Genomic DNA, 23107 nt, shown 5'->3' with positions numbered 1-23107 from the left:
TATGGTAGAATAAATTCTAAATCGGTAATAAACGAGCTTACTTTATACGGTTAAAGAAAATCAATGTCTTCTCAATATGTTTTTGCCAATAAGACCACTCGTGTTTGCCCTCAAATTCTTGGTAGGTATGATTAATATCTGAGTTGTCCAGTTTTGTGTGCAGCGCTCTATTATATTCAATCAATAAATCATCTTTACCACAATCAAAACGAAATGGAGGTAGCTGTTTTTTATTTTGTTCCATCAACTTGAAAACATCTTCGTTTAACGCTTCGGTTTGACTATAATTAGTTTCCTTTTCTTCTACGAATAAATGCATCTGATTAATGTTCGTTATAGAAGAATGCCCTGAAAATCCTTTATATTTTTTAGGATATTTAGCAGCAAGACGCAAAGCACCATAACCACCCATTGATAGACCAGAGATAAATAAATTTGATAATGAACTTGTAGCGTTAATATTTTCAATGACTGCATTGATTACATCTTCAACAATCCATTTTTCAAAATCAAGATTATTATGAGGTAGATATGCAGAGCCATCTCCCCATAATCCGTCAGAAGGCATTGCAACAACCATAGGCTTGATAAGCCCTTCAGTCATCATACGTAAAACGGTAAAGTGCAGGCCTGCCTTGTGTGCCCAAATCCAAGCACTACCGTACACGCCGTGCAAAAGCGTAACTATAGGTAAGTCTTTTAGATTTTCATCTGGGGGCACAAATACACAAATGTCTCCACGACCTTTAAGATTAGGAGTCTTTACAGTAATAAATCTAAGATGATTACTTTCAAATTCAGGATTTGATATTTCCGTTGTTCTAAATTTTGACATATTTGTTTATTCAAAAACGATTACACCTTTAGCATTTTTACCTGCCAGCATATCATCAAAAGCTTGTTGTAGATTTTCTATAGGGTATGTTCTGGTAATCATTTCATCTAACATCAAATCTCCTTTATCATACAAGCTTACTAATTTTGGAAAATCTATCTGTGGGCGACATTTACCGTAAAGGGGATTAATGTAAATTTTATCCCATTCAAATAAGTTCATATCTATAGAAATGGTTTCTTCAATACCACTAACTTGTACAGCTGTACCTGCATTTCTAATCATTGCTAAGGGTGCTGCACCTAATGCCGGAACGGCTGTACACTCAAAGGCATAATCAGCACCTCTACCTTCGGTTAGTGTTTTTACTTTTTCTGATGCCTGTAATAAACCTTCATCATTTTTATCTGCTAGAATAGTATGGGTTGCCCCAAACTGTTTTGCCATTTCAAGACGCTCTTCATTAATGTCAATAGCTATAATTTTTGATGCTCCAGAAATTCTAGCACCTTGTATAACATTTAAGCCAACTCCTCCAGTACCAATAATTACGGCAGAACTTCCGGCGGTTATTTTTGCCGTATTCACAGCAGAACCATAACCCGTCATAACTCCACAACTAATAATACTTGCAGAGGGCATAGGTAGATTGCCATTAAATTTGACGCATGCAGATTCTTTCACTAAAGCATACTCAGAAATAGTACCAATATTAAAAGAACGCTCAATAGGTTTATCATTCCATTTTGTGCCTTCTAAATGAGCGTGACCAGGAGTAAAGCCGTTTCCGCCAGCGGTTACAGGCGAATTATTTTCACAAATATGCTGATTGCCTTCTTGACACTGAAAACATTTCATACAAGGGGTAGCCCAATTTAAAATCACCTTATCGCCGACCTTAAAATCTGTAATAGCGCTGCCAATTTGTTCTATAATACCTGCGCCTTCATGACCTATAACAATTGGTTTGCCCCATGTTAGAGAGTCGTGATCGGTATGGCAAAGTCCGGCAGCTTTTATTTTAACAATTATTTCATCTGCTTTAGGTTCTGCTATAGTAACTGTATCTATGATAAATTTACCATCACCTGTTGCTATTGCGCATTTTGACTGTATTGACATGTTTTTCTTTTTAGTACTGATTTTAAATAAAACTGGTTGGTGTTATGGCAATTGAAATATCTGAAAGCTTGTTCTTGTCAATCTTTTGATTTTTTTGAATAAAACGGGTACCTAGCATATAGGCTTTTGCATTGTTGATGGCATCAACTGCGAGTAATTCATCATCTTTAAAATACCATACCGATTGGCAGTTATCTCTATCTGTTTCTATTCGCTTAATGGTTTGATTATAACCTTGCGATAAACCCACCATTTGTAGTTTTACATCATATTGGTCAGACCAAAACCAAGGTATGGAGTCATATGCTACAGCTTCGCCACAAATAGATTTCGCTGCGACTTTTGCTTGATCTACGGCATTTTGTACAGATTCTAATCGAATATATTTTTTGTAATGCGGATTAAAATGAAAAGTACAATCGCCTAAAGCATATATATTATCGTTATTGGTTTTGCAGTTGGCATCAACTTTAATTCCGTTTTCAATTTCTAAACCAGCTTCTTCAGCTAATTCAGTATTTACTCTAATACCTACGCCAACGATAATTATATCTGCCTTATAGCAAGAATTATCAGCGCAATGTACTTCATTGATATTATTATCAAAATTAATCGATGTCACATTTTTATTTGATAAAACTGAAACACCATGTTTACTATGTAGCTCTTCAAAATACGTTGACATTTCAGGAGCGGTAACACGAGATAGTACACGTTCTTCGCGTTCTAAAACAGTTACTGATGCACCTAGTTTACTCAATGATGCAGCAGTTTCTAGCCCAATGTATCCACCACCTATAATAACAACTTTGTTGTGGTCTTTTTTAAGAGATGTTCTAATATTGATAGCATCTTCTGCAGTTCGCATCGCAAAAACATTTTTCGCGGTATTTAGCCCTTTTATTGGTGGAATAAAGGGGCGTGCACCTGTAGTGAGAACTAATTTGTCATACTTCTGAACCGAACCATCAGAAACAGTGATGCTTTTTTCTTTACGGTTAATTGAGCTGATAGTTTTACCTAATTTAAGGGTAATCTTATCCGTCTCATAATTTTGTTTCGGAAACAATAAATCTTGCTGAGTACCTTCTTCACTTGTTAAGTATGCTTTAGATAAAGGCGGTCTGTGGTATGGAAATTCTGGGTCGCGATCAAATAAAATAATAGCACCTTCCCAACCTTCTTTTCGTAAGGCGAAAGCAAAATTTACTCCAGCGTGACTTGCACCGATTACGGCACAAATTTTATTTGATGTTTCGGTAGACATTATTTGGCAACATTTAAAACCACCCCATCAATAGCATCTGATACATCTATTTGGCAACAAAGGCGACTGTATTCGCTAACATTATCATCAAATTCTAGCATGTCACTTTCTAATTGACTAGGTGCTCCAACTTTGTCCCAAAACGCAGGTTCAACATGAACATGGCAAGTTGCACAAGAGCAAACACCTCCACAATCACCATCAATTCCTTTAACCTTATTCTGTATCGCAAGTTCCATTACACTACCCGTAGTAGCCTCCGTTATAATGGTTTCGTTATCGCTTGTTACAAATGTTATTTTTGCCATATTAACTATATTAATGTTTTTATTAAGAGTTGAATTTAACGTGTAAACTGTCGAAGCCTACTTTACGTTTAAAGTGACCTAAATCTTCAATATTTTCTTTGTAATCTAGAATATCTATGGATTTTACTTCTTCTAATAAAGTTGAAATTAAAATCTTTAGTATTTGTCTAGCATGTGTTGCTCCTAAGCAGTTATGTGTACCAAAGCCAAAAGCTACATGCGGATTTATTTTTCTGTCGATAACAATTTCATTTGCATTCTCGAATACATTGGCATCTCGATTTGCAGAAGCCCAGCATAACGATATTTTACTATCTGTTTTTAACGCGTGTTCGCAAATAGAAGTAGCCTCGGTTGTAATTCTACCCATTTGTGTTAGCGGCGAGAAATATCGAATTAATTCTTCAATAGTATTATTCAATATTTCAGGTTCATTACGTAACCTTTCTAGTGATTCTGGATGTTCAGAAAAATAAGAAATTGAATTTGTAACGGCATTTATAACGGTATCTCTACCACCGGCAAAAGTTAGAATAATTACACCCTTAACTTCTTCTTTGGTCAATTTTTTACCATTAGCCTCAGATGCCAATAACACAGAATATAAATCATCTGTTGGTGCTGCGCTTGCTCTTTCAATTTCTTTGTCAATATAATCATATAAAATATTTGCCTTGTCGGCATCTAAAGCAGAGCCTTCACTTCTAAATACATGTGTGCCCCATGAGATCCATGTTTCAGCTTGCGAGAATGGTGTATTTAATAATAGGGTTAACGCACGAGATTGTAATGGTAATGCAAATTCACTGACAATGTCTAAAGAGTCTTTTTTTAAAACCTCTTTTACCAAAGATTGAATTTGATTTTTAAGCTTTGCTGTATATTCTTCCTCCAAAGGTCTTTTGAACCAAGGGTCTAATACGGCTCTATAATCAGCATGTAAAGGCGGGTCAACCTCAAACGGAATCTGACGAATATCTCTAATATTTTCTTCGGATGGAATAACAATTCGCCCAGGTGCAGCTCCAGATTGATAGGTTTTTGCATTATGTGCACATCTTCGAACATCTTTATGACCAAAGACCATAGTGACTTCTTCGCCTTGATCATCCATTTTGCCAAATCCTTTTTCAATTCTTTCCTTTTCAAAAGGGTCTAGAAACTTACTCTTATCCATGGTGTTGACTATTATTTATTCTTAATATGTATTTCCACAAATATGATTAAACTATTGGAGCGTTAATTAATCTTTATTAGCATATATAGTGCTTATTTTGACTTTTTAATGGTTATATTGATATTATTATATCATAATAGATTATAATTGCTAGGTTATGAAAGCACAATTTGAAAAAATAAATTCTAAGCAACGTGCGATATATGCGTTTGTTTATGAGGATATTGAATTTGATGCGCCTTGGCATTTTCACCCCGAATACGAGTTAACCTATATAGTAAAAGGTAAGGGGATGAGGTACGTAGGTAATAATATTCAAAAATTCGAAGAGGGTGATTTTGTTCTCTTAGGATCTAATTTACCGCATTGCTGGAAAAACACAGATTTACATATTGGTAATGTGAAGTCGGTTGTTTTTCAATGGAACGATTTGTTTTTAGGAGAGAACTGGTTTCAAAAAGAAGAGTTTTACCAAATTCATTTATTATTAAAAAGGGCTTCTAAAGGAATTTTGTTTCATTCATATTCATCAAAAAAGACAGCAAAGAGATTAATGGCGATTATAGAAAAAAAACCACTAGATAGATTAATGAGTTTTTTACAATTATTGGAAGAATTGGCATCGGTAAAAACATTCGAATTATTAACTACTTCTGGTTTTGCACCTAATCTAAATATAAAGGCGAATAATAGAATTGATGTTGTATACGATTTTGTAGAGAAGAACTATAATTCTAAAATAAAACTAGATGATGTTTCAGATTTAGTTTCAATGAGTAACGAAGCGTTTTGTCGATTTTTTAAAAAGTCACTTAACAAGTCGTTTTTTACCTTCATAAATGAATATCGTATTAATCTTGCCAGTAAAATGCTCATCGAAACCAACAAACAAGTAAGCCAAATTGCTTACGATTGTGGGTATGAAAGTCTGCCTTTTTTTTACAGACAATTTCAAAAATATATGAATTGTTCACCGAAGGTTTTCAAAAATCATTATTTGAAAATGAATTCATAATTTATTTGATTTGTACTTTTAATTCTATTAGGTTTCAAGATTAAAATTAGTATTGGCAGAATATTTCTTCAATTTTTTTATAGAGAAAAATATATTTTAGCTAAAGTGTAATTGAATTATTAATTAAATTTTTTCTTTGAGAATATACTTATGAAAAGAATACTGTCTGTATTATGCTTGCTTATCATTACCATAGGTTATGCTCAAAATAACTTAAAAGATATTAGTGCTAAACAAGCCTTTGAAAGAGCATTAGAACTGAGATTTCAAAATCCTGATAGTGCTGTTGCCTTATTAAATTATAGCAGTGAAAATTATTTACAATTAAATGATACGGTAAATGCAACATATAGTTTGTTGGAGAAAGCCTATGTGTTCGAAAATACTGCACGATATGCAAACTCATATGATGCTTTATGGACAGCATTAATTTTAAATGATAAAAGAGACGATGATAAATTGAAATCTATCATTTTCGTTAGACTTGGCAGAATATACAGTTATAATAAAAGGGTTGAAGAGTCTTATAAGTATTTAAAATCTTCTTTAGAACTACAGAAAAGAAGAGTTGAAAAATTAAACCTTAAAAAGTCTGTATTAGTACCTTATTATTACTCTTTGGCAAAGACGAGTAGAGAGTTGCAAGAAAATAAAGTTGCTCGTATTTATTTGGACAGTTGTTATTTATATTTTTCTGATGAGGTTGATTTTCAGCCATTAGCTCATTTGGAGTATAGGGGTAAAGAATATCTTGACTTTGAGAAGGCTGTTTTGTTGGAAAGAGAAGATAATAATCAAGAGGCAATAGCAATAATGGAAGGTGTAATACCCTATTTTCAAAAAAATGAGCCAACTTATCTCGTATTAATTTATAAGTATTTAGGCGACATGTATCTTAATATTTCTAATTTAAAAAAGAGTGAAGAACTATATAGAAAATCTTTAGATATTTCAGAAAATTACAAAAGTCATCTAGACTTTACACCATTGGTCTATGAAAATCTCACTGAATTATACCTTAGAAAAAACGATTATAAGAATGCCTTTCAAAGTTTAAAGAAGGCTAAAGAGTTAGATGCTAAATTTTTTGATGGTAGAAGTTCTATAAACCAATCGTTATTAGAAATAAAAGATAACTATCGATTAGAAAAGGATAGACAAGAAAAACAAATACAAGAGCAATATTTAAAGCAACTAGAGCAAGAAGAAGAGATAAGTAAACTTCAAATGATTATTCTACTAGGCTCTATTTTCTTTTTGCTAATTATAGGTTACGGGTATTTTAATTATCTAAGAACAAAACATAAAAATGAAAAAGCATTTATAAAAAGAAATAAGGAGCTAGAGATACAAAAGCAACAGGTTCTTATTGATATAAAGAATAAAGAATTAGCATCTTCGGCACTACAGCTAATTGAAAAAGATGAATTTTTGAAAGAGATAAAATCTAAGGTGCGCGTAGGTACCGATAAGATTAAAATTCATGAAATAAATAAAGTACTAAGGTCAATCTCGTCGAATAATAATAATAATTGGGATGAGTTTAAACATCGATTTATTTCTGTAAATAAGGAGTTTTATAATAAAATTTTTGAGAAATTTCCAAACTTAAGTCAAAGTGATCAAAAGATTTGTGCATTGATAAAATTGAACATGTCTAGTAAAGATATGGCGAGGTTATTAGGTATATCTGTAGAGTCTGTACATACTTCAAGACATCGTATTCGTAAAAAAATGGACCTACCTAGAAATGTAAATTTAGAAGATTATATAAATTCCATTTAAGGCGTTTGCAACTTATAATTATATACAAATTTGTCGACTGGTAAACTTATATCAAGTCGATAAACTTAATGATTCTTTATTATTAGGCTATTTTCTTAATGATTTTTTAAGATTATTGGAATGTAACTGCATTCACACTTTGCAAATACAAATCAAATACACATTTAAAATTATCGGCACTTTTAGAGCTGCTTTGAGTTACCGCACCATATTGTTGGTTCATTGTTCAATCATAAATGAGTGCGCTACAAAATTTTTCTTTTGATAAATATTTTAACCTAGTAGCACCTAATTATCCCTTTACCGGAATAATTATTAATTAGAAAAATTTAATTCTTTGAGCATAAGAATAAATTTCAGCTGATAAATGAAGAAAAGTACAGTTGATAAAGTTGTTTTAGAAAATACCCAAATTCAGTTCTAGATTATGATTTAGATGAAGGTATTATAATTAATAATGCAGAGTAGATTTAAGTATAATAATCTGGATTTATAAGTGAAAAAAGATTGTCTGTAGAGACAGTCTTTTTTTTGATAAATATTTCAATTTCAAGACAAAAAATATTTGAAAGCGTTGTAAAACCGACATTTTAGTGGTTGAGTCAAGTTCTTGTGCAGTTTTAAAATGGCAAAAAAAAAAGAGTTATAGTTAGTTTTGTTCAATCACGAGCTTAAAAATTACGGATACAATAAAATATTAACAATAATCTTAATTCAACTCTAAGTATAATAACTCAAGCAAATTTTATTTAAACCAATGATTATGAAAAAACAATTTTTTGAATTTTTAAAGAAATGCTTTCTGTCGGGACTGTTCTTTGCCCTACTAAGCATGAACAGCGCAATTGGTCAAGAGACCATTTTAGGAACAGTAACCGATAATTTAGGACCTGTAGTTGGGGCTAATGTTTTGGTAAAGGGATCTACGAATGGTTCACAGACCGATTTCGATGGTAATTTTTCTATTCAAGCATCACCTGAAGATGTTTTGGTAATATCATATATAGGGTATGCCTCTCAGTCTATTAAGGTCGGAAATCAAAAAACAATAAATGTTGTATTAGCTGAAGATGCAAGTTTGTTAGACGAGGTAGTAGTAATAGGTTATGGTACTTCTAAAAAGAGCGATCTTACCGGTGCCGTTTCTCAAGTAACAGCTAAATCATTTGAAAACCAACCATTAACTCGTGTAGAAGATGCATTGCAAGGTAGAGCGGCAGGGGTGTCGGTTTCTGGATCTGGAGCACCAGGCGCAGGTATTAAAGTAAGGGTTAGAGGGGTAAATTCTATAACAGGTAATAATGACCCTCTTGTAGTAGTAGATGGTGTTTTTGGTGGTGATTTAAGAACGATCAACCCAAATGATATTGCCTCTATAGAGGTACTAAAAGATGCTTCTTCACTAGCAATTTACGGTTCTAGGGCTTCGAATGGGGTAATTTTGGTAACCACTAAGAAAGGAGCAGGAAAAGCTAAAATAAGCTTTGATCATTTCGTATCTATAAGTACCCAAGCACGAAGTATTGAAACTTTAGGTTCTGGTGATTTTGCTAGACAAAAAAATGCAGGGTTAATTGCAAACGGTGCAGATCCAGCATATACAGAGCAACAAATATCTGCTCTTGATGCTAACCCGATCAATTACGAAGATCAATTGTTTCAAACAGGTATTGGTACAAATACCCAGTTGGCAGTAAGCGGCGGCAAAGATAATTTGAGATACTTTGTTTCTGGTAACTACGTAAACCAAACTGGTACGGTTATTAGTAATGAATATGAGCGATTCTCTTTACGTTCTAATATTAATCTAAACGTAACCGATAAATTATCGGTAGGTGTAAATTTATATGGTAGTAGAGAATCAGAGGTAAATAACCCAGATGATTTTAACCGTTTTAAAGGTAGTAGCATATTAAAGACGCTTACATGGGATCCAACATTACCTGTACAAGACAGTGATGGTAATTTTATTACAAGTTCAAATTTTGCAAACAATGGTTTTAACCCCATTGGTACACTTTTAAGAAGTAACAGAGATCGTGCTGCAGATCGTTTAAATACGAATATTAATGTTGGCTATAAATTCACGGATCATTTTAAATATAGTCTTGTTGTCGGTGCGTCAACAATTAATCAAAATGTTGAATCTTTTATACGAGACGATAACCCTTCCGATGCTAATCCTAATCATACACGTGTTGCATATACCAATTTTAGAAACACAAGTCACCAGGTAAGTAATATTCTTAATTATAACAATAGTTTTAATAAACATAATCTTGATATTACAGGGGTATATGAATTTCAAGGAGACCGTAATACGTTCAATGGTTACGACACATTTGCTATAGCAACCGGTAGTATTTATTTAGCGGATAATGAGGATCAATCAAGAGAGAATTTCACTAACGATGGTAACCAAAATGCGATACAATCTTATTTAGGTCGTGTTCAGTACAATTATAGCAACTCACTTTATTTAACTGGATCTATGCGTATCGATGAATCGTCAAGGTTTGCAAAAGGTAATAGAACTGGGTATTTTCCTTCTGGGGCAATTGCTTATAGTTTTAATAACATGCCATTTATTGAAAATGGTAAAACACTAAGTAGTTTAAAGTTAAGAGCTGGCTGGGGTCAGGTAGGTAATCAGAATATAAACTCTACAGCACGTTTTTCATTGACTAACGATGCCGGTAATTATCCTTTTGACGGTTCTACCTTGGTATCTGGTTCAACACTTACACAAGTTGGGAATCCAAATTTAACATGGGAAACAACTTCACAAACAAATATTGGTGTTGATATGGGGTTCTTTAGTGGTAGACTTAATGCTTCGGTAGATTATTTTAGTAAGACAACTGAAGACCTATTATTAAGAACAATAATTCCGGGTACATCTTTTGCAAAATTTGAAAATGCAGGGGTAGTTGAAAATCAAGGTATAGATTTGACATTGTCCGGCACAATTGTTCAAAATGATAATTTCACTTGGGATTCATCTTTTAACCTTTCTCACGTAACGAACGAAGTAACTGAATTGGTAAACGATGTTGATCAAATATTAGGAAATATTAGACCGGTAGATGGTACTGAAAATTCTATAAATGTAATAGAGCTTGGTCAACCGCTAGGTCAATTTTACGGTCTTACATTTTTAGGTACTTGGAAATCAACCGATGATTTACCAGAAGGTATACAAGCAGGTGATGCAAAATATTTGACTGATGACGAGGGTAATTCTGTTTTCTCTACCATTGGTAATGGGTTGCCAACCTTAACATGGGGTTTTAATAACACATTTAACTATAAAAATTTGAGCCTGAACGTCTTCGTAAACGCTGCGCATAATTTTGATGTTTATAATCAAGTTGCAGCGGCTATTAATGGTGGTGCCGGTGATTTTAGAGATGACCTTTCTCCGTTAAGTGTAAATAAATGGACTCCGCAAAATGAAACAGATTTACCACGTAGAGGTTCACTAAATGTTTTGAATTCTTCTCGATATGTTGAAGATGGTAGTTTTATTCGATTAAGTAATCTAAAATTAGGTTACACATTTGAAGATATCATTAAAAATGTTGAAAGTCTTCAAGTTTATGTCAGTGGGCAAAACTTACTGCTACTTACCGATTATAGTGGTTATGACCCAGAGGTTTCATCTACACCGGTTAATCAAGATTTGAATAATACAGATGCTGGGGCTGGTATTGACATAGGTGCTTATCCAAATCCAAGAACATTTACATTAGGTCTTAAACTTCAGTTTTAAAAAAAAAGAATATGAAAAATTATAAAAGCAAAAAAAATATAGTGAAAAAGCTGGGTTATGCTGGTTTGATCATAGCTATTTCTGCAACCGTATTACAAGGTTGTGCAAATTTAGATCCAGACCCGGTAGAGTTTAATCTTCCACCAGAATCTTTTGCAAGTTTAACCGATTTCGATAAAGGTATTACGGGTATTTACAGTACGTTGTTAAGTGCAGCACAATGGACAACTTTTTATGCTGCTTCTTGGGCAGGTGATGATATTACTACCCACTTTGCCAGTAATAAAGCAGATTTTAGACAGTTCGATCAACGTGTGGTACAGTCTACAAACGGACGTTTATTAAATAATTGGAATGCGATTTATAACATAGTTAATACTGCGAATTCTCTGTTAGAAAGATCACAGGGAATGGAGAATTTAGATGTTGATCAAGATCGTTTAAATATTTTAATCGGTGAAGTTTACTTTTTAAGAGGTATGGCTCTTTTACATGCAACACGTGTACATGGTAAAATTCCTATTCCGTTGACAGCTATACCAGATCCTAATATTGGTTTATCTGAGCAGGCAGATGTTTATCTTCAGATCGAATCTGATTTTATGGAAGCTGAATTGAGACTTCCAGATATTTACCCAGGGCAGGAAGCTGGTGCTCCTAGACCTAATAAGGGTTCTGCAAAATCATTATTGGCAAGACTGTATTTAGATTGGGCAGGTTTTCCTGTAAAAGATGCTAGTAAATATACCAGTGCGGCAACAAAAGCTAAAGAGGTTATTGATAATGCTGCACTTTATCAATTTGAGCTTTCAGATAATTTAGAAGATTTATGGAAGGTAGCTAACCGATTTAATAACGAAAGTGTATTTACGATTTCATATTGTGGTTCATGTGGTTTTAATACGGCAAATTTAAAAGATGGAATATTAGGTTTACCTAGTGACTTTGGAGGTTGGCAAGAGACTTTCGCTGAAATCAAATATTTCGAAGATTTCCCTGAAGGAGCACGTAAAGAAGCTACCTATAGAACTGATTTGGATTACACCACTTTTAGTGATCAAAAAAGTCCAATTTTCAAAAAAATAGCCGGACCTGTAAATGATTTACCTGCAGCTGCATTCATTACAGATAGAAATGATTTTTATATGCGTTATGCTGAGGTTTTATTAATATATGCTGAGGCTTCTGGTAGATCAGGTGCTTCAAGTGCAGATGCTTGGGAGGCATTGAATATGATTAGAAGAAGAGCTGAAGGTTTACCATATGCAACTTCAGATGCAACCATAGATGTAACTAGTGGAGATTTAGCAGAATTGGCTTTTACCGAAAGAAAATGGGAGTTCGCTGGTGAATACCTTAGATGGTTTGATCTTGTTCGAATGGAAAAAGTAGAAGAAGCATTAATTGCAAGAGATTCGCCAGGTGCAATTCAAGAGCATAATGAAATTCAAGGTGACTTAGGTACAAATAATTATTTCTCACCTGTACCCCAAGCAATAATAGACTTAAACCCAAACTTGGGTAATTAAGATTGTTGAGTTAGTTTTTGTTTAATAACGGTGAACGAATTAAAGTTCACCGTTATTTTTTAATACCCATTGCATTTTTTCCAAAATAGGAATAGTTATTATATACACGTATTTTAAAGACTTTATTAAAAGCTATGCAAGTCAAATACTTAAAGATGAATAATTCATTTATAAAACCTTGTTTTTATGTGTTAGCGTTTTTTTCTTTTTCATGTAACTCGGTTTCAGAAGATAAAAAGGGAACAGTTACCACTTCTTCACCTAAATTATTTACAGAAATTACTTCTTCCAGTTCTGGTATTTATTTTAATAATACACTTACAGAAACTGTAGATTCTAATTATTATCAATATATGTATACTTATATCGGGGCAGGGGTAGCTGCCGGTGATATAAACAATGACGGTTTAGTTGATCTTTACTTTACGGCAAATTCAGCACCAGACAAGCTGTATCTTAATTTAGGAAATTTAAAATTTAAAGATATTACAGAAGAAGCCGGTATATTAAATATTCAAGGTTTTAATACAGGTGTAACCATGGCAGATATTAATGGCGATGGTTTATTAGATATTCATGTATCTCGTGGGGGCTGGTTAGATCAAAATGGTCAATTCGATAATTTGGTATACCTAAATAAAGGAGATTTAACATTTGAAGAAAAAGCTAAAGAAATTGGTCTGGCAGATGGTAATAGAACAATACAGGCAACATTCTTTGATTTTGATAGGGATAATGATCTAGATGTATATGTCTCGAATACACCAGATATAACAAGTAGAAGCAAAATAGTAGATTTAGGCAAAGTGCATAGCAATCCAAAAACTATGGAGCTTAAAGGTAGTGATCGGCTTTACGAAAATGATGGTACTGGTCATTTTACAGATATTTCTTTAAAAGCAGGATTATATTATGATATCGGTTTTGGCCTAAACCCACAAGTAGGTGATCTAAACAATGATGGTTGGTTAGATATCTATGTTTGTAACGATTTTAATTACCCTGATTTAGCATATGTCAATAATGGAGATGGTACATTTCAAGAATTAAGTAAAAGCATGTTCAAACACATGTCATTCAATAGTATGGGCAGTGATTTGGCTGATATGAATAACGATGGTCAACTTGATTTAATGACTCTTGACATGAGCCCCGAAGATTATAAAAGGGCTAAATTAAACATGGGTATGATGCCAATTAGTCAATTTGAAATGATGGTAGATCAAGGGTACCATCATCAGTATGTTCATAATATGCTGCAAATGAATAATGGTAACGGTTCTTTTAGTGAAATATCTAAAATGGCAGGTGTTGCCGATACCGACTGGTCTTGGGCAGTTTTGGCAGCCGATTTTAATTTAGATGGTCTTAATGATATTTTTATAACTAATGGTATTTACAGAGATGTAATGAATCGTGATATAATAGAGTCTACCATGGACATACTTCGTTCAAGAGGAAGAAAACCTACCGACGAAGATTTTTTAGAATTCACTAAAATGTTACCACAACAAAAATTAAAGAACTATCTGTTTCAAAATAATGGGTACAATACATTTTTGAATACTTCTGATAAATGGGCAACTATGACGCCATCACTTTCTAATGGAGCGACTTATGCCGATTTGGACAACGACGGTGATCTCGAAATTATTGTAAATAATATCAATCAAGAAGCTACAATTTTAAAAAATAACACGATGGAACAAAATCAAGGTAGTTTCATAAAAATAGATTTACAGGGTGTCGATAAAAATAAATATGGTGTGGGCGCGAAAGTCACTTTAATTTTTGATGATAAATCTATACAAACCAAAGAATTAACAAATACTAGAGGTTTTTTATCTTCAGTTTCGAATACACTACATTTTGGACTGCCAAAAAATAAAAAACCGAACAAAATAATAGTTCAATGGTCAGATAATAGTACTAAAGAGTACACAACATTTAAAGTTGATCAAACAAATAAAATAGATTATATAGAAGGCGTCGCTGCTAAAACAAGCAAAGAATTAAAAAAAACCATATTTAAAAAGCAACCTTATGTTTTTGAGCATAAAGAAGAGTATTTCAATGATTTTGATTTACAGCTTTTACTACCACATAAAAAATCACAGTCAGGGCCAGGTTTGGCTGTAGGTGATATTAATGGAGATGGAAATGAAGAAGTATATATTGGAGGAGGAAAAAACCAAGCAGGTCAGTTAATTGCTATTGGTGAATCTAAAGAAAGCCTCTTATCAATTAAAACTTTTGAGTCAGATAAGAATTATGAAGATCAAGGTGCTTGCTTTTTTGATGCCGATGGTGATGGTGATTTAGACTTATACGTAGTTAGCGGTAGTTATGAAAATTATAGAAACACTAGGTACGCACAAGATCGATTATACTTAAATAATGGCAAAGGTGATTTTACAAGGTCACTTACATCATTACCAGAAATTACGTCGACTGGTTCTGTGGTTGTTTCTTGTGATATTGATTTAGACGGAGATTTAGATTTATTCATAGGTGGCAGGGTAATACCAGGGCAGTACCCCTTTACTCCATCAAGTTATATTTTACAAAACAATGAAGGCAAATTTTCTCGTGTAGAAAATAAATTAGCTCCTGAATTAGAAAAAGTAGGTATGGTAACCGATGCACATTGGGTAGATATAAATAATGACCAGTTGTTGGATCTGGTCGTTACCGGAGAGTGGATGGGTATTGAGATATTCATTAATGAATCGGGTACGTTTAAAAAGAGCGATGCATATAAAACCTTATCTAAATCTATAGGGTGGTGGAACAAAATTGAAGTTCAAGATATTGATAATGATGGAGATTTAGATATCATAGCTGGTAACTTAGGTTTAAATCATAAACTAAAGGCAAGTTATGAAGACCCATTATCGATTTTTGCTAATGACTATGATCGCAATGGTTCTGTTGATATTGTACTTGCGAAAGAAATTGAAGGCAAAAATGTGCCGGTTAGAGGAAAAGTGGATTTAGCCAAACAAATGCCCTATTTGGTAAACCGTATAGATACACATGAGCAATTTGCAAAATTAGATTTAGATGCTATTCTTGGAGGAGAAGTAGGTGAGCCTTTATATGCAGCAACAGAATTTAGGTCTGGAATATTTATTAATGAGGCAAATAATAAATTTACATTTCAACCTTTTGAAAATAAAGTACAACAGGCTCCTGTAAATAGTATTCTCTATCAAGATTTTGATGGTGATGGTATACAAGATATACTTCTTGCAGGAAACAATTACCAAACAGAAGTTGAAACTACCCGTGGTGATGCTGGTATTGGTTCCTTTTTAAAAGGTGGTGAAAAAGGTGTGTTTAGACTGATGTCACACTTAGAATCAGGCTTTTTCGCTGATAAAGACGTTAGAAATATGGGGTTTTTGAAGTCGAAGAAAAAAGCTACCGTAGTAGTAGCTAATAATAATGGTGAGCATGATTTTTTTATGCTACTACCTAAAAGTAACTAGAGATTTTTATATCCATTCAAATTATTTGATACTAAACGCTAACTGAAGATCTTTGTATGCTGAGATTGTATTTAAACAATAATACAGGCTAATTCTATACTTTCAAAAGCGATAGCTAGGTTCAATTAAGCCGGAAGAAATATTAGCTTGCTAACTGAGAAATAGTCTTGTCAGAATTTTAAAAAAAAATGAGATTTCATCTGATGAATTCATTAGATGAAATCTCATTTCAAAATCAATATCAATTAGTTTTGAACGGGTTTAAAAATTCTGATCCAATCAATAGTAAAGTCATTATCAGGAATTGATAATTCGGCATCGGTAGGTATTACAGCCTTTCCATTTATAGTTCGCCACCCTTGTTCTTCAACGCTGAATATAATATCCATTTCTTTAGATAGCCCAGTTCTGGTGTCATTACTAGTATCGCCTGGGTTAGTCGAATTAGTCAGGTATAAAGGGTCGATTTCATCTTTCCCTTCTCTTTTAGTTACTAGTACGCCATCAATATAATAGTATAAATTGAATGGGTCTTTCCAGTAAACACCATATCTATGAAAAGAGTCTTTCCAAAGTATATTACCGGCACCGTCATTTCGCGTTATCCAGGTGGGGTTCGGTGAAGGATTACCATTACTATTAACTAGCTCACTTGGTTGCCAATCTTGAAAAGGGTCTCTAATAAAAACATGATGACTAACATGCATTCTCTCTGCGTACCATGAAAGATCATCATTGGCACTCTCTGAAAAAACAGCACCATAGCCTTCCATAAAATCTATTTCTTGAGTATCGTCTGGGCTTAATAGCCAAGCACCATTTGCCAATACCGAATTCATTATTTTAATATTAGCTTCTATATATACTGGGTATTGAACAGTTTGGTTAGAATGTATAATCCCTGCATTGACCCTGTCTGTTTCAAAACGTGATGCAGTTAATTTCAACTTGCCATTTTCTACAGATGAATGATCCCTTGACCAAGTTGTAGAACCTGGTCCCGACCAAGCATTATGATACCAATCGTCCCATTTATCTAAAAATATAACACCTTTGTTCGAGGCCTGTGCTTCATATTCAAAATCATCTGAAACGCTTTCTTGAAACTCCCAAGTCATGCCAGATCCTGCATCTGCGGGTACGGGTATTGTAATCCATGTTTCTTCGATAACTTCTTCTTCTTCTTCTTCTTCTTCTATAACTTCTTCATCTACGTCATTTTGTTCTGCGGTAGGTTTATCTGAAGTAGATTTTGAGCAACTGATTAGAACAGAACTTGTAAGCATTAGTAACAAAACTATTTTTTTCATTTCAAGAAATTTTACATTTTTATGAAAGATAAAAAACAAGTAGTTTTTTTTAAAATATCCAACTGTACTAAAACTGAACAACCGATTGAATTAACAATTAAATCTTCGAAATGTATCCATTTTAATATGGATAGTAATTGCTTCACTATTGCTCTTTGCTTGTTTCTGTTCATGGTCTCAAACAGAAATACCTGATTTAAATTTAAATGTATAGCGGCGCTTTCATTTTCTATAGTGATGTTCTAAACTATCGTTATAAAGCTTTTTACACTTGAAAGAGTATTCTAAAATAAGATTGAGAATGTGTAAAAGTGCATATGGATGGCTTCTTTTAATTAAACAATTTTTAGAGAAAAAAGTCTAGTTAATTATATTTTATCATTACATCAGTTTTATTGAGTCGACCCCAAATTCTTATGATTTGTTGCTGATGCAGATTACAACAATTCATTTTATATAACATCTAAAACCAAAAAACCCTGCAAATTTTTAAATTTGCAGGGTTTGGATTCTTGTGACCTCGACTGGATTCAAACCAGTAACCTCTTGAGCCGTAATCAATAATACTTCGGTGTTTCTACTGCCTCTCTTTTATATAAATACTCTGTAATATAGATATTTAGCTTGTATATTCTGTTGTTAGTTAATAGCTGTTATTAGTTTAATATCAATATTTTTCTGCAAATATTCTGCAAGTGGTCTATATTTGCAGAAACTAGTAAGTTATGAGTTATAACATTTCTATACGTTTAGATACACGAAGAAAAAAAGAAACGGGCATGTACCCAGTAAAGCTTCGGGTATATAGTAAGGCAAGTAGAAAAGAAAAATGGTACGGTCTCGATATTGACTTACTGGAGAAAGATTACACATCGATTTGGCTTAATCCAAAGAATAAAAATCTTAGAGGTTCTAATAACGAATTACGTTTAAAACTTCAATCCATTGAAAATAGAGCTAATGATATAGCTAAATCAATAGAAGTTTTTGACTTTTCGAAATTTGAATTTAAACTTTTTCGAAAAACTTCAGATAAAAATAATATTCAATATCATTTTGATCTTGCTATTGAAAAATGTATTAGAAATAAGAAAATCAATACGGCAGAAAGTTTTAAGTACACTTTAAATTCTCTTATCAATTTTAGTGAAACCATTAAGAATTGCCCGGTTGAAAAATTAAGATTTCAAGATATCTCAATAGATTGGTTAAAAGAGTATGAACAATTTATGCTTGCTAATGGTAAAAGTTATACAACTGTATCAATTTACACGAGAACACTACGAGTTATTTTTAATAACGCTATTGATGTCAATGACCTAAATAGTGAGCATTATCCCTTTGGTAAAAATAAATATCAAATACCAAGAACTAAAAAGGTCAAAAAGGCATTAACCGCTGCACAATTGAAACTTTTGTTTGAAGCTAGACCAATGAGCTATAATGAAGAAAAATGTAAAGACTTCTGGTTCTTTAGTTTTGCGTGTAATGGTATTAATCCGAAAGATATAGCACTTTTAAAATACTCCGATATTAAAGACGATAAGTTTACATACTATAGAGCTAAGACATTCGATAAAACTGCTGAAAAAAGAAAAATTATTATATACCTAACAGATTTCACGAAAGGTATTATTAAAAAATACGGAAGTATAGATAAAGAAGGTTATGTCTTTAATATTATTAGTAAATATGATGATATAAATGAGCAGCACAAGAAAATAAAAAACTTTACACGCTATGTAAATGATTACATAAAAAGAATAGCAATTGCAAACGATTTGCCAAAGGATATAAGTTTCTATTATGCTAGACATAGTTTCGCTACCAATTCTTTACGTAAAGGAGCGAGTATGGAATTTATAAGCGAAGCTCTAAACCATAGTGATCTTAGCGTAACTAAAAATTACTTTGCAGGCTTTGAAGATGAAGCTAAAAAAGAATTTGCAAACTCAATAATGGATTTTTAATGATGCCAAGTTTTACCAAATTTTCAGAGGTGGTTAATTTACTCACAGAAATTACACCATTCAATTTTTACGATAAAATAAATGAAATTGCTCAACACCATATTTTTGTAAAGGAAAAGCTTCATTTGCAAATTATCGCATTGTATATAAATGACGATAAAATATATCAAGATAGAATCGAAAAATTTTTAAAACCTAAATTTAAAGAGTTTGATATCTATGGAGATTTTGACGAATTAGATATTGTATTGATGCTATTGTCTTTAGAACTTTATTATTTCTTTGATTTATTAAGTGTCTTAGAAAAGAAACAGTTAGTTATTAAATGTCTTGACATTTTAAATATCAATGATTGTAGAGAAGAACTATCAAGTAATTATAATAAAGTACAAGAACTTTTTTCTAACTACAGGGCTTTTTATTATAACGAGATTTTTGATAAAATTCCTGATAATCTAAAAAAACTGGAAGCAACGAATGAAATAATAGATTTTCTTAATCGAACTGGTGCTCTTAAAATGAGTTTGGATATCCCAAGTTCAAAATCATTTGAAAATTTAAAAAAGTTTTCTAAAAGTAAAAAAGAGTTTTACAGGGATACACATTTTATAAATAAGAAGCAGAAAAGGTCTTTTACAGAGGAGCCCGATAATTGTTATACTTATAAAGATTATACCAACATTTTTCAAAAATCTATGCCTATTGACGTAGCGGTATCTCATTTTAAAAAACTTACAGAGAACAACAGTAAAAATGGAAGACCTTTTTTAACTAAAGAACAATTGGATGTTTTTATAAGGAAAGCATTTTGTGGTGTACAAGATTTACCTAAACAAAAATTTAATCAAGCTCCTAAAGGGGAAAAGTCTATTATTCAACATGTATTTAGAGAATTCTATGATGCTAATTGGGATTATTTTGGAACAGGGCAGGTTCAGGATAAATTCATAAAACTTTTAACTGAAAATTTTACCGATTGGGATTATAAGAATGTTAGAAATAATTTTTCTAAAAGTCCTAAAAAAACGATTTAATTACTAAAGTCATTACTCTAACTACATTTGTTATTACGATAACTACAGAACTTTAATTTGTAGCTAAACATACCGCTATCATTGAGTATTATTAATTATTAAATAATATTAAATGATACCATTTGAACAAACACAACAGGATGTTGCGGAGGTAAAAAAAGACCTCAAAGAATTAAAAGCTTTATACCTTAAAAAGGTAGAAAAAAAAGAAGAAGATGATGACCCAAAATCTATAGATGAGATAGAAATTATGACGGGTTTCGCTAAACCTACTTTATACGGATACGTACGTAAAAATTCCATGCCCTTTCATAAGGTAAACGGTCGTTTATTTTTCTTTAAATCGGAAATTAGAGAATGGATTAAACAGGGTAGGCAAAAAACCAATCTTGAAATCGAGGCTGATACCGATTCACTATTGTCTAATAAGAGAAAATCTAAGAGATAATGGAGAATAAAGATACAGCAATGAATGTGGAAAGTGCATTACATTTTATATGCTCATTAGTTTCTGATACTAGACCAGTTCTTATAACAGAAGATCATAGAATAGCTTACAAAGTATTAAGAGATTCATTATATCCTTCAGAGGATTTATTGTTAGATAATAATAGACCCTTCGCTAATTTATACATTTACAGCGCTATTCAACTTGCAAACAGGTATGATGTGAATATTGATGATCCATTACTACGAAGAGAGCTTCATCAGATTATAGATCAACCTTTTCATATTGGTTTGGAGCGACTGACTACAAATATGAATGATAGGATGAAGAATAAGCTACTTGATCCAATTTATCCTATGAGTAAGTTTTTTAGAACATTAACAATTCAAGAAAATGATGAAATATTCTCAAATTTAATAAAGAGTTTAGAGCTTACTTGTAATCATGATGCTTTCATGGGTAAATCATGGAGTTATGAAGAGGTGGAACGTGGAGTAAGATCATCAATCATAAAAATATTGAGATGGAACAGAGCAAATTAAACACAGAAAAGGAGACTGCTCTTAAACAACTGAATAGGGTTATAAATAAGTTACCCAAAGAGCACAGAGAATTTATAGAGCAAGCATTCATACATAAGAGGATACCAAAAGAATATCTGTTTAGTTCTATGCTATTTGCCTTTAGTAACGCTGCTGGACTTGCGTTTAACTTAAAGGCAGGTGGATACACAAACTATGGAAATTTATATTTAGCATTGATAGGCAGTCGAGGCGATAGCAAATCACCGGCAATGAGTTTAGCTACAGGGGTGTTAAATTCAAATGACCATAAGGCTTATGAAGAATTTGAAAGTAAAAAGAAAGAAATGCAGTTTTCTGAAGCTACAGAGGAAGAGACTGTTGATAGAAAACAGTTATTAGTTCAAAATTCTACTATTGAAGCTGCAATGTATGCTCATTTTAAAAACCCATATTCTTTAGGGGTATTCGTTGATGAGATAGTCTCCTTGTTTAATAAAATATCGAATAAAAATAACAGCGAAGGTTCGCAATGGAATACTTTTCTACTGCAGGGTTATACGAATCAGCACATTGATATATCTAGAAAGACTACTGACAGTTATAGAATGAAAGCATCTTATCCAACTATACTCGGTTCTATTCAAACACAGTTACTTCCCAAGCTTTTTGCGCATGGTAATTTGGAGAGTGGTTTAATTGATAGATTTTTATTTACCCCTAGATTGACCACTAATAATAAACTGTCTAAATCTAGATTGCCAGATGAGACTAAAAATAATTATGAGGATAGCTTAAAAAATCTTTTATACTATCGTCAAGCTATAGAAGGAGAAGGTACATCACTATCTCTAAATTTGTGTCTAGATGCAGAGGAAATGCTTCATGATTATGTACAGAATTTAATAATTAAACAGCAGCACTTACCAAGTATTCATAGGGAGTACAATTCTAAAATGCAGATAAATATTTATAAGTTAATTATAGTTATACATCTAATGGTGAACTCTGCTGATAGCGAATTTCAAAATCCCATAACGGTTGAAACAGTTGACTTAGCTATGTGCGTTAATGAATTCTTTTTTACCAATTTTAAGATGATAACATCATCTAGCGCAAATGGTATTGATGATAAAATTTTTAATGAAGTTTTAATTAAGAAAGCAATACGTAATGGTGGAACTCAATCACATATTATAGGTGTAACTGGAAAGTCGAAAGGTTATGTTTCAAAGCTTTGGCACAAATACTTTAATGAAATGGAGATGAAACTGGAAACTGGAAACTAATTTTAAAAACTCCGTACGCCCTTATTTTACTACTCTCTATGCCAAACTCCATTAAAGTTTCTAGTTTCCAGTTTCCTTCGTTATGTTTCTTATCCATTAATTATAGGATTTATAAAGATCTTGATTGTGTACCATTAGGTTAGCTCTACCGAAATTTAGGGTAGGTGCTATGTGGTTATCTAGGGTAGGCAATCGGGTAGGCTTTAATGATAACAGGGTAGGTGCTATGTGGTT

16 protein-coding genes are annotated in these 23107 nt (G+C 32.6%); 10 read left to right on the top strand and 6 right to left on the bottom strand.

Annotated features, from left to right (window positions below):
- Positions 1-37: 37 nt before the first annotated feature.
- The 5 genes from ACEN2N_RS00080 to ACEN2N_RS00060 are packed head-to-tail and all read right to left on the bottom strand — an operon-like array spanning position 38 to position 4709.
- Positions 38-835 carry an alpha/beta hydrolase gene (locus ACEN2N_RS00080; protein WP_441822418.1) on the bottom strand — a complete coding sequence of 266 codons (798 nt, stop codon included), beginning with the start codon at positions 833-835 and terminating at the stop codon, positions 38-40.
- A gap of 6 nt (positions 836-841) precedes the next feature.
- Complete coding sequence (locus tag ACEN2N_RS00075) at positions 842-1957, bottom strand: Zn-dependent alcohol dehydrogenase (protein ID WP_441822417.1); 1116 nt, start codon at positions 1955-1957, stop codon at positions 842-844.
- Between the two features lie 22 nt (positions 1958-1979).
- Positions 1980-3224: an NAD(P)/FAD-dependent oxidoreductase gene (locus tag ACEN2N_RS00070; protein WP_441822416.1), complete on the bottom strand. Its 1245-nt coding sequence runs from the start codon at positions 3222-3224 to the stop codon at positions 1980-1982.
- Positions 3224-3532: a 2Fe-2S iron-sulfur cluster-binding protein gene (locus tag ACEN2N_RS00065; protein WP_441822415.1), complete on the bottom strand. Its 309-nt coding sequence runs from the start codon at positions 3530-3532 to the stop codon at positions 3224-3226. The genes ACEN2N_RS00070 and ACEN2N_RS00065 overlap by 1 nt, the downstream gene beginning before the upstream one ends.
- Positions 3533-3554: 22 nt before the next feature.
- Positions 3555-4709, bottom strand: a complete 1155-nt coding sequence (locus ACEN2N_RS00060) for a cytochrome P450 (RefSeq protein WP_441822414.1) — start codon at positions 4707-4709, stop codon at positions 3555-3557.
- Between the two features lie 157 nt (positions 4710-4866).
- On the opposite strand from ACEN2N_RS00060, the gene ACEN2N_RS00055 reads away from it, so the two are divergent.
- From ACEN2N_RS00055 to ACEN2N_RS00035, 5 genes are all read left to right on the top strand, one after another.
- Positions 4867-5724: an AraC family transcriptional regulator gene (locus ACEN2N_RS00055; RefSeq protein ID WP_441822413.1), complete on the top strand. Its 858-nt coding sequence runs from the start codon at positions 4867-4869 to the stop codon at positions 5722-5724.
- Positions 5725-5874: 150 nt separating this feature from the next.
- Positions 5875-7509, top strand: coding sequence for a hypothetical protein (locus ACEN2N_RS00050; protein ID WP_441822412.1), 1635 nt, complete (start codon positions 5875-5877; stop codon positions 7507-7509).
- A 763-nt stretch (positions 7510-8272) separates the two neighbouring features.
- Entirely contained in the window at positions 8273-11281 is a 3009-nt protein-coding gene (locus tag ACEN2N_RS00045) for a SusC/RagA family TonB-linked outer membrane protein (protein ID WP_441822411.1), read from the top strand.
- A gap of 11 nt (positions 11282-11292) precedes the next feature.
- A complete protein-coding gene (locus tag ACEN2N_RS00040) occupies positions 11293-12810 on the top strand; it encodes a RagB/SusD family nutrient uptake outer membrane protein (protein ID WP_441822410.1) in 1518 nt (505 codons plus the stop codon).
- A gap of 155 nt (positions 12811-12965) precedes the next feature.
- Positions 12966-16301, top strand: a complete 3336-nt coding sequence (locus ACEN2N_RS00035; protein ID WP_441822409.1) for a VCBS repeat-containing protein — start codon at positions 12966-12968, stop codon at positions 16299-16301.
- Positions 16302-16546: 245 nt separating this feature from the next.
- Here the strand turns inward: ACEN2N_RS00035 and ACEN2N_RS00030 are convergent, their stop codons facing one another.
- A complete protein-coding gene (locus ACEN2N_RS00030; RefSeq protein WP_441822408.1) occupies positions 16547-17611 on the bottom strand; it encodes a beta-agarase in 1065 nt (354 codons plus the stop codon).
- Between the two features lie 725 nt (positions 17612-18336).
- Here ACEN2N_RS00030 and ACEN2N_RS00025 point away from each other — a divergent pair.
- The 5 genes from ACEN2N_RS00025 (at position 18337) to ACEN2N_RS00005 (ending at position 22873) form a co-directional block, all read left to right on the top strand.
- A complete protein-coding gene (locus tag ACEN2N_RS00025) occupies positions 18337-19581 on the top strand; it encodes a tyrosine-type recombinase/integrase (protein WP_441822407.1) in 1245 nt (414 codons plus the stop codon).
- A complete protein-coding gene (locus ACEN2N_RS00020; RefSeq protein ID WP_441822406.1) occupies positions 19581-20615 on the top strand; it encodes a hypothetical protein in 1035 nt (344 codons plus the stop codon). The genes ACEN2N_RS00025 and ACEN2N_RS00020 overlap by 1 nt, the downstream gene beginning before the upstream one ends.
- 112 nt (positions 20616-20727) lie before the next feature.
- Positions 20728-21063, top strand: a complete 336-nt coding sequence (locus ACEN2N_RS00015; RefSeq protein WP_441822405.1) for a helix-turn-helix transcriptional regulator — start codon at positions 20728-20730, stop codon at positions 21061-21063.
- 20 nt (positions 21064-21083) lie between these two features.
- Positions 21084-21605: a hypothetical protein gene (locus ACEN2N_RS00010; RefSeq protein ID WP_441822404.1), complete on the top strand. Its 522-nt coding sequence runs from the start codon at positions 21084-21086 to the stop codon at positions 21603-21605.
- Positions 21587-22873, top strand: coding sequence for a DUF3987 domain-containing protein (locus ACEN2N_RS00005; protein ID WP_441822403.1), 1287 nt, complete (start codon positions 21587-21589; stop codon positions 22871-22873). The genes ACEN2N_RS00010 and ACEN2N_RS00005 overlap by 19 nt, the downstream gene beginning before the upstream one ends.
- Positions 22874-23107: the final 234 nt, after the last annotated feature.

The sequence above is a fragment of the Maribacter spongiicola genome, assembly GCF_052119685.1.
In the GTDB taxonomy this organism is placed as follows: domain Bacteria; phylum Bacteroidota; class Bacteroidia; order Flavobacteriales; family Flavobacteriaceae; genus Maribacter; species Maribacter spongiicola_A.
Note: the sequence above shows the minus strand (reverse complement) of the source record. Positions and strands in the feature narration are given on the sequence as shown.

Excerpts from the sequence above, each read along its gene's own strand:
- ACEN2N_RS00020 (WP_441822406.1), top strand. The coding sequence starts at position 19,581 with ATGATGCCAAGTTTTACCAAATTTTCAGAGGTGGTTAATTTACTCACA.
- ACEN2N_RS00015 (WP_441822405.1), top strand. The coding sequence starts at position 20,728 with ATGATACCATTTGAACAAACACAACAGGATGTTGCGGAGGTAAAAAAA.
- ACEN2N_RS00035 (WP_441822409.1), top strand. The coding sequence starts at position 12,966 with ATGAATAATTCATTTATAAAACCTTGTTTTTATGTGTTAGCGTTTTTT.
- ACEN2N_RS00070 (WP_441822416.1), bottom strand. The coding sequence starts at position 3,224 with ATGTCTACCGAAACATCAAATAAAATTTGTGCCGTAATCGGTGCAAGT.
- ACEN2N_RS00025 (WP_441822407.1), top strand. The coding sequence starts at position 18,337 with ATGAGTTATAACATTTCTATACGTTTAGATACACGAAGAAAAAAAGAA.
- ACEN2N_RS00065 (WP_441822415.1), bottom strand. The coding sequence starts at position 3,532 with ATGGCAAAAATAACATTTGTAACAAGCGATAACGAAACCATTATAACG.
- ACEN2N_RS00060 (WP_441822414.1), bottom strand. The coding sequence starts at position 4,709 with ATGGATAAGAGTAAGTTTCTAGACCCTTTTGAAAAGGAAAGAATTGAA.
- ACEN2N_RS00040 (WP_441822410.1), top strand. The coding sequence starts at position 11,293 with ATGAAAAATTATAAAAGCAAAAAAAATATAGTGAAAAAGCTGGGTTAT.
- ACEN2N_RS00075 (WP_441822417.1), bottom strand. The coding sequence starts at position 1,957 with ATGTCAATACAGTCAAAATGCGCAATAGCAACAGGTGATGGTAAATTT.
- ACEN2N_RS00080 (WP_441822418.1), bottom strand. The coding sequence starts at position 835 with ATGTCAAAATTTAGAACAACGGAAATATCAAATCCTGAATTTGAAAGT.
- ACEN2N_RS00005 (WP_441822403.1), top strand. The coding sequence starts at position 21,587 with ATGGAACAGAGCAAATTAAACACAGAAAAGGAGACTGCTCTTAAACAA.
- ACEN2N_RS00055 (WP_441822413.1), top strand. The coding sequence starts at position 4,867 with ATGAAAGCACAATTTGAAAAAATAAATTCTAAGCAACGTGCGATATAT.
- ACEN2N_RS00030 (WP_441822408.1), bottom strand. The coding sequence starts at position 17,611 with ATGAAAAAAATAGTTTTGTTACTAATGCTTACAAGTTCTGTTCTAATC.
- ACEN2N_RS00010 (WP_441822404.1), top strand. The coding sequence starts at position 21,084 with ATGAATGTGGAAAGTGCATTACATTTTATATGCTCATTAGTTTCTGAT.
- ACEN2N_RS00045 (WP_441822411.1), top strand. The coding sequence starts at position 8,273 with ATGAAAAAACAATTTTTTGAATTTTTAAAGAAATGCTTTCTGTCGGGA.
- ACEN2N_RS00050 (WP_441822412.1), top strand. The coding sequence starts at position 5,875 with ATGAAAAGAATACTGTCTGTATTATGCTTGCTTATCATTACCATAGGT.